Origin of the sequence: Hanstruepera flava (genome assembly GCF_023634025.1) — a bacterium.
GTDB lineage: Bacteria > Bacteroidota > Bacteroidia > Flavobacteriales > Flavobacteriaceae > Hanstruepera > Hanstruepera flava.
This window is the reverse complement of sequence record NZ_JALJCW010000008.1, coordinates 1-12,178: the sequence shown is the minus strand read 5'-3', so window position 1 is coordinate 12,178 and position 12,178 is coordinate 1. Positions and strand designations below refer to the sequence as shown.

Annotated in this window: 4 protein-coding genes; all 4 read left to right on the top strand. The window is 35.4% G+C overall.

The window, feature by feature from the left end:
- The coding region (locus tag MTX13_RS14250; protein WP_250437354.1) for a LamG domain-containing protein at nt 1-5,249 on the top strand (5,249 nt) is incomplete at its 5' end.
- Nucleotides 5,250-5,681: 432 nt separating this feature from the next.
- Nucleotides 5,682-6,482, top strand: coding sequence for a hypothetical protein (locus MTX13_RS14245; RefSeq protein WP_250437352.1), 801 nt, complete (start codon nt 5,682-5,684; stop codon nt 6,480-6,482).
- A gap of 183 nt (nt 6,483-6,665) precedes the next feature.
- Nucleotides 6,666-9,203, top strand: a complete 2,538-nt coding sequence (locus MTX13_RS14240) for a M14 family zinc carboxypeptidase (protein ID WP_250437350.1) — start codon at nt 6,666-6,668, stop codon at nt 9,201-9,203.
- A 177-nt stretch (nt 9,204-9,380) separates the two neighbouring features.
- The coding region (locus tag MTX13_RS14235; RefSeq protein ID WP_250437343.1) for a M14 family zinc carboxypeptidase at nt 9,381-12,178 on the top strand (2,798 nt) is incomplete at its 3' end.

The following is a 12,178-nucleotide window of genomic DNA, read 5'->3' as shown; positions in this document are numbered from 1 at the left end:
GGAGTGTGACTGACGATGGTGGCAATACAACTACAGAAACACAGACCATTACCGTTATCGATTCTACAGCGCCTGCACTAGTTGGCGTGCCTGGTGATGCTACCGTACAGTGTGATGCCATTCCGGCCCCTCCTGCGGTTACCGCTACAGATAACTGCGATACCACCCTGTCGGTAAACTATAGCGAAACATCCAATACCGTTGCTGACGGTGTCGGTACCATTATTCGTGAATGGAGTGTGACTGATGATGGTGGCAATACAACCACGGAGACACAGACTATTAGCGTTATCGATTCTACAGCGCCAAATGTGACTTGTCAGAATATCACCATTTATCTTGATGCTTCTGGTAATGCTACTATTTCAGCAAATGATATACATGATTCCTCATCTGATAACTGTGGAATAATTACATTAAGCGTTTCACAATCGACTTTTGATTGTTCAGATATAGGTAGTAATAATATTATTCTTACGGCAACTGATACCAGTGGAAATAGTAACACCTGTGTTGCCATTGTTACAGTTATTGATAATAATAACCCTACAATCCCAACACTACCGGTAATTACTGCCCAATGCTCTACCACAGTACCAACACCTACAACAACTGATGGATGTAGTGGAACCATTTCGGGAACTACTAATGATCCCACTTCATATAGCACTCAAGGTGCTTATGTTATTACATGGACTTTTGATGACGGAAATGGCAATAGCATAGACGTTGACCAAAATGTTGTGATTAATGATACTGTTGACCCAGTTGCTAATTGCCAGGATTTAACAGTAGCTTTAGATGACACTACAGGAACAGCAACAATTACAGCTGGACAACTAGATAATGGATCGACAGATAATTGCGGGACTGGTAATTTAACATATACCCTATCTCAATCGAGCTTTGACTGTACAGATATTGGTCCAAACATAGTAACGCTTACAGTTACAGATGCTGGTGGAAATACTGATACTTGCACATCAACAGTAACTATTACAAGCCCTAATATAAATGGCGGAAATGCAGTTGGCTATTTGACCAATACTCAAACTGCAGCTGATGCAGACACTATTATTGAGGTTACAGCCTGTCCGGACGAACCTCAAAACGCAATTTTAACATTAAGTGGATATACAGGGAGTATTGTTAGATGGGAGTATTCTATTAATGGTGGGTTAAATTGGAATTCTGTTGCTAACACTACAAATACCTATAACTTCAATGATATTTTACAGACCACTCTAATTAGAGCCGTTGTTCAAATTGGTTCATGTCAAGCCTATTCCAATTTAGTATATGTAGCTGTCGTACCTCCTGATGTACCACCTACGATTGTAGGTCCAAGTTCGTTTGACAACTGTATTGGAGATGTTATTACTGTTACAGCTGAAAGTGCTTTTGGTATAAATCCAGATTTTAATAATGGAGGTATGTTTAATCAAGCAAACCTAAACAACCTAGGCTGGATAGTAGATGGCGCTGCAGAAATGTCTGCAGGCGGTAATAATACCAATGACACCTATTGGAAAGAAACTAATGGCCCTAAAAAATTTAATGGTAGATGTTACGATTCTACAGATAATTCAAAATTCGCAATTGTGAGTGGAACATCAATTTACGATGCGCCAGACCATACTATAGCTCCATTATCAACATTAGAAACACCCATATTTAACACACTAGGTTTAACAAGTGCAACATTAGAGTTTGACCAAGCCTACTATCTGGAAGCTGGTGCTTGGTGTAAAATTGAGTTGTCTGTAGATGGTGGCGCAACCTATAATATTGAACTTGACCCTGGACCATCATATAATTATACTGGACCAAGTGATTCCGGATTTTTAGCAAGTGTTCCGGGTTTTACTGGACAATGTAGAAATACCACTGGCACATTTATTGACAACCATGTATCTATAGACCTACAGAATTATATTGGTATGACTGGCTTAAGAATTAAATTTACTTATTCCGGAACCAATAACAGTGCTTGGGCAATGGATAATATTCATATTCCTCAAGCACCTATTGATGAAGTTATTGAATGGACAGATCAAAATGGTGTTGTTGTAACCACTGGTGCCACTACTACCATTACGCCTATTACACCTGGTGTTCAAGTATATGGTGTAACATCATTAATTAATGGTTGTCGTTCTCAAGGTGACGAAGGGACTGAATTTATTGATGTTAGTGCTAGTTTAGCTTATGCTGGTTTGGATGTTGACTTAACAACTGGACAAGCATGTGGTGAAGCCAATATTCAGTTGGCAGCATATGATAATACCATTTCGGCATTGGATAACTACAATAACGGTGTTTGGGAACCTGGAGCCTATATTTACCCAGGTCAATCGTATGACCATGATAATGATGCCGGAACTCCAGACATCATCGCTCCTAACCATCCCGTAGGAACTGGTAAAAATGGATTTTGGACAGCAACAGTAATCGATGATTTAGGTGGTTGTAACCCAAGCTATTCGTTTACAGATGCCAATAGTCCAAACTCAAGATTTATTGGGGAACCTGGTGAATATACCTTAACATGGACAGTTGTTGTTGAATCTGAATCGTCTCCTGGTGCTAATGATGCTGTAACTTGTAGCAGCTCTATTAATGTAAAAATAGCTAATTGTAATGATGTTGATTTTGATGGTATTGATGACCATATTACTTTTGATGACAACTATGATTTGTCTGGTGATTTTAGTATTTCTGCTTGGATAAAGCCTGAAAATATTGGTGGCCAACAAACCATAATTTCAAAAAGAGACCCTAATAATGTTAATACAGGGTATGACCTTAAACTAAATAATTTAGGAAGATTAGTCTTTAGCTATAACGGAAGTAGTTTAAATACTGGTTCCATTTATTTGGATGATGATAGATGGTACCATGTTGCCGTAATTCATAAAGGCAATACGTATTATCTATATATAGATGGTATTGAAATACATTCAGCAAATGGAAGTGCTCCAACGGCTAACACTAGTGATTGTATTGTTGGTGCTGTTGAACGTCCCTCTGGTAAAGAGCGGTTTTTCAATGGCTGGATAGATGAATTACGATTATGGAATATTGCACTAAACGTTAATCAATTAAGAGAAACCATGAATCAGGAAATTAGAAATAATGGAGGTGCTGTAGCCGGTGAAGTTATTCCTCATGATATTCCTGGATTATCTTGGAACAACCTTTTGGGTTACTATAGAATGGATGACAACTGTGGTAAGTTAACACCATATGCTGGATCTATTTCTGGTAAATTACATAATATTAATTCGCAGCAAACTGAAAATGCACCAATACCTTACACATCACGTATAGATGGGCAAGAATGGGCTACAGATAACACTTGGACACATTATCAAGTGTGGGATGCGCCAAATAGTATGGGAATTGACAATACTACTCCTATTGATTGGAATATTGTGCAAATCTCTCATGATATAGATTCCGGGAATAAAGATATTACAGTACTTGGTTTAATTTCTGATACAACCAATAAAGAATTAACCATTTCAAATCCTGGTAGTTCCCAAGATCAAAATAATACGGGTCAAATGCTTTGGGTGACCCATTATTTAGACTTAGATGGTAAAATAGATTTAGTTGGTGAATCTCAATTAATTCAACAAAAATATGATGCTACTCAAGTCATGGAAAGCATTTTTGATAATACCAGTTTAGGTTATATTGAACGTGACCAACAAGGTACTACCAACGCTTTTAATTATAATTATTGGAGTTCACCAGTAGCACCTAATAATGCTGCGAGTGATAATAGCAATAGCTACTCCATTGGAGGTGTATTACGTGACGGTACTACTACAGTTGATAATCCTATGGGACGACCTATTAACTGGACAGGCAACTATACTGCTACGGCTAGCAACCCTGCACAGGTAAGTACCAGATGGTTATATGCATATATTAATAATCCTGCTGAAGATTACTATTCTTGGGAGTATATAAATTCTTCAGGACAAATTCCTATTGGATTGGGATATACCATGAAAGGCAGTGGCAACGCAACTGCAGAACAAAATTATGTGTTTGTTGGTAAACCCAATAACGGAACTATTACCACACCAATAGGGTCTACCCAACAGTCGCTAGTTGGTAATCCATACCCATCCGCAATAGATTCAAGAGAATTTATTTTAGACAATGGTCCTGGCGGCACTAACAGCATTAAAGGTACATTGTATTTCTGGGAGCATTACACATCAAACACCACGCATATAACTGAATTGTATGAAGGTGGTTATGCTGCTCTAAACTTTACTGGTGGCGTTGGTGCTGTACAACATCCTGATTTGGTAATAAGTAACAATGGTACAAAAATACCTGAAAGATATATCCCGGTAGGTCAAGGCTTTTTTGTAGAGGCTGAAACTTTCGGAGAGACTTCAAGAGATGTCGTATTTAAAAATAGCCAACGTATATTTAAAACTGAAGCATACACAGCAGATAGTTATGAAGGGTCTGTATTTATACGAAATTCTAACAATAACCAAAATAGAACTGAAGATATTATTAAAAGAGTAAGATTGGAATTTAAAGCTCCAGATGGCGGAAAGCGTCCTCTATTATTAGGTTTCATCAATAATGACTATGCTACTGACGGAGTAGATTGGGCTTTTGATGCCAAGAATCTTGACGAATCTAGTAATAGTGATTTATCGTGGTCTATTGATAATGACAATTATGTTATTCAAGGCGTTGGCAATTTTGACATTAATAAAGAATACCCATTAAATATGTTTCTTACTGATAATGGAACTGCAGAAATTAAATTAACCGATCTAGAAAATTTTGAATCTGAAATAGATGTTTTTGTTTATGATTCATTTTTAGGTACTTATACTAGAATTAATGATAGTAATTTTAAGTTGGAAATGGATGCTGGTGAATACAATAATCGATTCTTTATTACATTTAAAGATGATAGCTTGTTATCAATAGAAGATAATGAAATATCGCAATCATTATTGGTTAACTATTTAAATAGCTCTGGAGAAATATATATTAATGTATCAAATGGCGTAAGAGTTAAACAAGTATTCTTAATTCAAATACTTGGTCAAACTGTTAACTCTTGGGAAATTACAAATGCTAGTATTTATTTATCTATGCCTGAAATTAGAATTCCTGTTAAAGGTATTACAGATGGCACCTATATTATAAAAGTGGTTACAGACAATAATGAAACTATAAACAAAAAGATTATAGTAAAACAGTAAAAACACAATAACATATTATATACCAGAGAAGCGGCCATTAGGTCGCTTTTTTTTGATGTAATTTTCTTCAAAAACAAATACTTACAAACAAAAAGCCTTACTTTTCAGTAAGGCTCTTCTAAAAATATTAGCTATTAAATTATTAAACAATCATCAATAAAATTAACCAAATTAATATGAAAAAAAATGTTTAACTGGGCTAATATCTTATAATTAATTGCAAAGGTATATAGGCAATCTTATCTTCTTTACGACACAGCATGTCATTACATATTAAGACCCTTTAAAAAATTTTATTAGACTTATCGATTCATATTGAGGTTATTTCAATCTTGCATTTCATCGAATATTTGTGTATTTCACAGATGTTTATGACTATTATTCATATATTGCTATTCAAATCGAAAAATCTGTCATTTAAAATCTAATAAAATGAATAAAATTACCTACTTATCCATTTTGGTGTTATGTTTCATATTTATTGAGATTTCGCCTGCCAAAGCAAAAAATTTTGATTTAGCTGAATACAACAGTCAAATGCAACGTGTGCGCCTTGATTTTACTATGCCTAATGGTTATGTAAGGCATTTATTATTAGGTTTTACTCCTGATAATGCTGCTACTGAAGGTGTAGATTATGGTTATGACACTCAAACCTATGATAGTTTCCCTGATGACTTAAATTGGATAATTGAAGGAGAACGCTTTGTGATACAAGGTGTTGGAGAATTTAATGAAACCAACCAATACCCTTTGGGTATGTTTTTATCCAACGATGGCACTATTGAAATATCCTTAACAGCCCTTGAAAATTTTGATAATTCTATTGATGTTTTTGTATATGACTCCATTTTAAACACCTATACACTCATTAATGAGAATTCATTTTCTGGTGAGTTTACAAGTGGAGACTATCTGGATCGATTCTTCATTACTTTTTTCAATCAAAATGCTAATGACAATGAGGATGAGTCCATATTATCTATAGATGATCAAGTAGACCCAATAGTCCAGATACAGTATTATAGAAATAATGGCGAATTAAGCATTACAGCTAATAACGCTATAACTAAAATAGAAGTATATAATTTATTGGGTAAAAAAATTCTTTCAAAATTACACATTAACTCAAAATCGGTTCGAATAAAGCTACAAACCGCTAATTCTCCGTATGGTTTAGTTAGAATTTACACAACAATTGGCATTATTACCAAAAAAATTATACTACAGTAATGAATTGTTATTTTCTAGTATAAACTTTTATAAAGTTTAGAAATACTGTGTTTTTTTACATGAACACTAGTTGAAATTCTTTTATAAAATATGCTTTTTATCGATTTATTTTGCATTTCATGGATGTTTTGTTAAAAAAACTAGTATATTAGCTCCATATAAATTCATTAAACCCCAAATCTGATGAAATTAAATTACCCTCGAAGTAAGACACTCTTTCTAATTATTGTTACCTGTTTATCTTTCTTTAATGGTTTTTCCCAAAATCGAGACTTACAGCTTGCTGAAGACTATTTAAGAACCAAAGAAGAAGTAACCTTTAGTTTTGTAATTGATGATGTTTCAGAACTACGACAGTTAACTTCTCAAATGTCCATATTAAACTTTGACCCTTCTACCAATAGGGTATATGCATGGGCCAACACAAATCAGTTCAGAAAGTTTCAACGTCTTGGAATTGAGTTCACGATAGATCGTACAGAAAATGAAGCTCATGGTATTGTTATGAGTAATGAGTTGCCTGCGAGCTCACAAAGAGGACCTTATCCATTGACCTTTCCTCTAACGGCCTATCCAACTTATGCAGACTATGCCCTACAAATGCAGGAATTTGCTAACAACCACCCAAACATTTGCGAATTGGTAGATATTGGTGGTACTACAGAAGGTGTTGCTGGTGGTGACAAAAGATTGCTGTTTATTAAGCTTTCTGACAATGTTGGCACTGAAGAGGCCGAACCCAAAGTCATGTACACCTCTTCTATGCACGGTGATGAAATTACAGGTTATCCCTTAATGATGAATTTAATAAATTATTTTATTACAGCTTATGAAGATACTGGTCATTCAGACCACTTACGCATAAAAAATCTAATTGATAATTCTGAAGTTTGGATCAATCCCATGGCCAATCCAGACGGAACCTATTACAATAATGCTTCAAACACCTCTGTTGCAAATGCAAGGCGTGCCAATGCCAATGGTGTGGACTTAAATAGAAACTACCCAGATAATGTTGCTGGACCTCATGATGATGGTAATGCATATCAAGTAGAAACACAACATTTTATGACATTGGCAGACAACAACCACTTTGTTCTATCTGCTAATTTTCATGGTGGGACTGAGGTTGTAAACTATCCTTTTGACAACACCTATACAGATCATGCTGATAGTGACTGGTTCTTCCATGTAAGTAAAGAGTATGCTGTAAACTGTCAAGACAACAGCCCTAATGGGTATATGGATGCGGAATATGCAAACCATCAATGGGATGGTGTTACTGAAGGTGCCGATTGGTATCAGGTTTTTGGTGGTCGACAGGATTTTATGAACTTTTACCACCAATGTAAGGAGGTGACCATTGAGTTATCAAACACAAAATTAATCCCTGCCAATCAATTGGTCAATCATTGGAATTATAATCAAGAGGCCTTAATAGAATATTTAATTCAAGGAACATATGGTTTCCAAGGTTTGGTTAAAGATGCTATTTCTGGTGATCCAGTTGAAGCAACCGTAACATTGGTTGGCCACGATGCCGTGGGTTCTCATACTGTAAGCAGTCCGCTTTTTGGTGATTTCTATAGACCTGTAAAAGCTGGCACTTATGACATTCTGTTTGAAGCACCATGTTACCAATCCTTTACTTTAAACAGTCAAACTATTGCTGATTATGAAACCAAGATATTGGCTGATATCATGCTTACGCCACTTACAGCTTCGTCTCCAACAAATCTTGGAACTTCAGGTACAGATTCAAGTTCAACTAATGCATCATGGACAGCTACAACAGCAGATAGTTTTGATATTAGATATCGAGAAGTAGGTTCGCCTACTTGGACCGAAATTCTTGATGTAACTTCAAACCCATATCAAATAACCGGTTTAAACCCAAATACAACTTATGAATTTCAAGTAAAGTCGTATTGTGGTACTAACAGCACAGCTTATTCTACTTCAGAACAATTTACAACCACAAATATTAATTACTGTACTGCACAAGGTAATTCTATTGCAGATGAATATATTGGAAATGTTAATATTAATGGTTTAGATAATAATACAACTGCCAGTACTTCATCTGGTTATTCAGATCATACCGCTTCAGTTATTTTTGCAGATCTAGAAACCAATTCAAATACCAACACTATTTCTGTAACTAAACATTGGACCGGTACTATATACAGTGAAGCTATTTCTGCATGGATAGATTTTAATCAAAATGGTACGTTTGAAAGTGGCGAAAAAATATTTGAAAGCCCATCATCTAATACTGCCACAGTAACCGGAAACTTTAGCGTACCTGTTAATGCTGCATTGGGCAATACCAGAATGCGTGTTATACTTAAGTATTATAATGGTAATGGCCAAACTGCAGATGATGCCTGTGAAACTTTTACGTATGGTGAAGTAGAAGATTATACTGTTAATATAATTAGTGAGACATTAGGTGTTACCACTTTTAACGATCAATATCTTACGGTTTACCCTAATCCTTACCAAAATGCAATTAACATTAGGCTAAAAAATAATTATGCACTAGATATTGATATTATTGAAGCTAGTGGTCGCTCCATTATTAAAATGAACAATATCATAGCAAAGGACAACATAATAAACATAAACAACTTACAGAACCTTTCAACTGGTATTTACTTTATAAAACTAACTGATACTAAAACAAATACATCAGTAATAAAGAGAATAATTAAAAGATAATTCTTTGAAATAATCATCATAAAAGGGCTGAAATTCAAATTTCAGCCCTTTTTATATGTTTGATTATCAACTATTTAAAATTAACAAATGTATTTCGTCGATTTTTTTTGCATTTCATGGATGTTTTGTAAAAAAAACTAGTATATTAGCCCCAATATTCATTAAACCCCAAATCTGATGAAATTAAATTACCCTCAAAGTAAAATACTTTTACTTTTTATTGTTGTCATTTTTTCTTTCATAAATACTTTTTCTCAAAATAGAGAATTACAAAGAGCTGAAGAGTATTTAAGGAGTAAAGGAGAAGTAACGTTTAGTTTTCAAATTGACAACCCTGTGCAATTAGAGCAATTCTCTAATGAAATCTCTATTCTAAACTACGACCCAAACAATCAAACTGTTTATGCTTGGGCAAACAGCAATCAATTTAGAAGATTTCAACAAAGAGGATTTAGCATAACTGTTAATCCGGCTGATAATATTGCAGAAGGTATAATTATGTCGAATCAACTTCCTGCATCAAACAGAAGAGGTCCTTACCCATTAACTTTTCCTCTAACGGCTTACCCAACTTATGCCGACTATGAATTACAAATGCAGGAATTTGCAAATAATCATCCAGATATCTGTGAGCTTGTTGATATAGGTGGAACAACCGAAGGAGTTGGAGGTGGTGATAAACGATTATTATTTATTAAGCTTTCAGATAATATTTCAACAGATGAAGCAGAACCAAAACTAATGTATACATCATCAATACATGGTGATGAGATTACTGGATATCCTTTAATGCTTAATTTGATAAATTATTTTATTACAGCTTATAAAGACACTGGTCATTCTGATCATTTACGTATTAAAAATCTAATAGATAATTCAGAAGTGTGGATTAACCCCATGGCCAATCCAGATGGAACCTATTACAATAATGCTTCTAATACCTCTGTAGCCAATGCAAGACGTGCAAATGCCAATGGTTTAGATTTAAATAGAAACTATCCAGATAATGTTGCTGGCCCACATGCAAACGGGCATACTTCATATGAATTAGAAACTCAGCATTTCATGACATTGGCAGATAACAACCACTTCGTTATCTCTGCTAATTTTCATGGCGGTGTTGAAGTTGTCAATTATCCTTGGGACAATACGTATGACAGACATGCCGATGATGATTGGTATATTCATATTTCAAGAGAATATGCCGATAATTGCCAAGCTGATGGACCTTCTGGTTATATGGATTATCTAAATAATGGTATTACACATGGAGCCGATTGGTATCGTGTTTATGGAGGTCGCCAGGATTTTATGAATTATTACCACCAATGTAAAGAAACTACTATCGAATTATCTGATGTTAAGTTAATTCCAGCCAATCAGTTGGTCAATCATTGGAACTATAATCAAGAAGCTTTAATTGAATATTTAATACAAGGGACTTACGGGTTTCAAGGTATCGTTAAAGATGCCGTAACAGGAAACCCCATAGAAGCTACTATTACTCTTGTAGGTCATGATAATGTGAATTCCCACACGGTAAGTTCATTACCTCATGGTGATTATTATAGACCTGTTTATGCAGGAACTTATGATATCTTGTTCGAAGCAGATTGCTACGAACCATTTACCCTAAACAGTCAAACCATTGCAAACTATGAAACCAAAACTTTAGCTGATGTACTTTTAAATCCTGTAGCTGGATCTGCTCCAAACAATTTAGCTGCTAGCAATGTTGCTGCTACTACTGTAGATATTAGTTGGGATGCCATTACTGGAGCCGATTATGATTATCGCTATCGCGTGGTTGGCTCACCAACTTGGACTACAGTTAGTACTTCTAATGCAACTATTAACTTATCAGGCTTAACCCAAAACACACAATATGAAGTGCAAGTAAGAAGTACCTGTAATAGCAATACATCTTCATACAGTGCTTCTGTTTTATTTACAACAACTTTACCCCCTCCTTGTTCTGGAACTTTAATAGCATCCTTCCCTTACAATGAAGGTTTTGAAAGTGGTTTGGGAGATTGGTATCAAGATACGGGAGATAATTTTGATTGGACGAGAGATTCGAACGGAACTCCTACAAATAGCACTGGACCATCTTCAGCTTCTGAAGGTACATGGTATATGTATACTGAGGCTAATGGCAGAAATAGTCAATCAGCTATTCTTAATAGTCCTTGTTTTAATTTAAACGGAAAATCAAGTGCCAGTTTTACTTTTGATTATAGTATGTATGGCAATCAAATGGGTAGTTTAACTCTTCAAATATCAATTAATGATGGAAGTAGTTGGTCTAACATCTGGACATTGTTCGGAAATCAAGGCACTGGATGGAATCCAAACACCATAGATTTAACGCCTTATGTTGACAATTATGTTAGGCTACGCTTTGTTGGTACTCCTTCTGGAAACAGAAGTGATATGGCCATTGATGATATAGGCTTAACTGCTGTTGATGCATCAATTACGCCAATTGCCGTTTGTAAAAATATAACCATTACTTTAGATGCTGGTGGTAATGCAAGTATTACTCCTACCGATATAGATAATGGTGGAAGTGTTGGAAATTTATCTATTGATATATCAAGTTTTGACTGTACAAATATTGGCGCTAATAATGTTACATTAACTGCAACTGATCCAAGTAATTCAAGCAATACAGATAGCTGTATAGCAGTAGTTACAGTAAATCAGCAAGCTGTACCTACTCCAACTAACTGTTGGGACAACTATGTTTATAACAACTCAACTTGCCAATGGGAGAATACGGGTACGCAACCAGCGGAGCCAGCTACGGAATGTTGGGAAACAGCGACCTTTAACAATACAACCTGTTCTTGGGATGTAACGGGTACGCAACCAGCAGAACCGTCTACGGAATGTTGGGAAACAGCGACCTTTAACAATACAACCTGTTCTTGGGATGTAACGGGTACGCAACCAGCAGAACCGTCTACGGAATG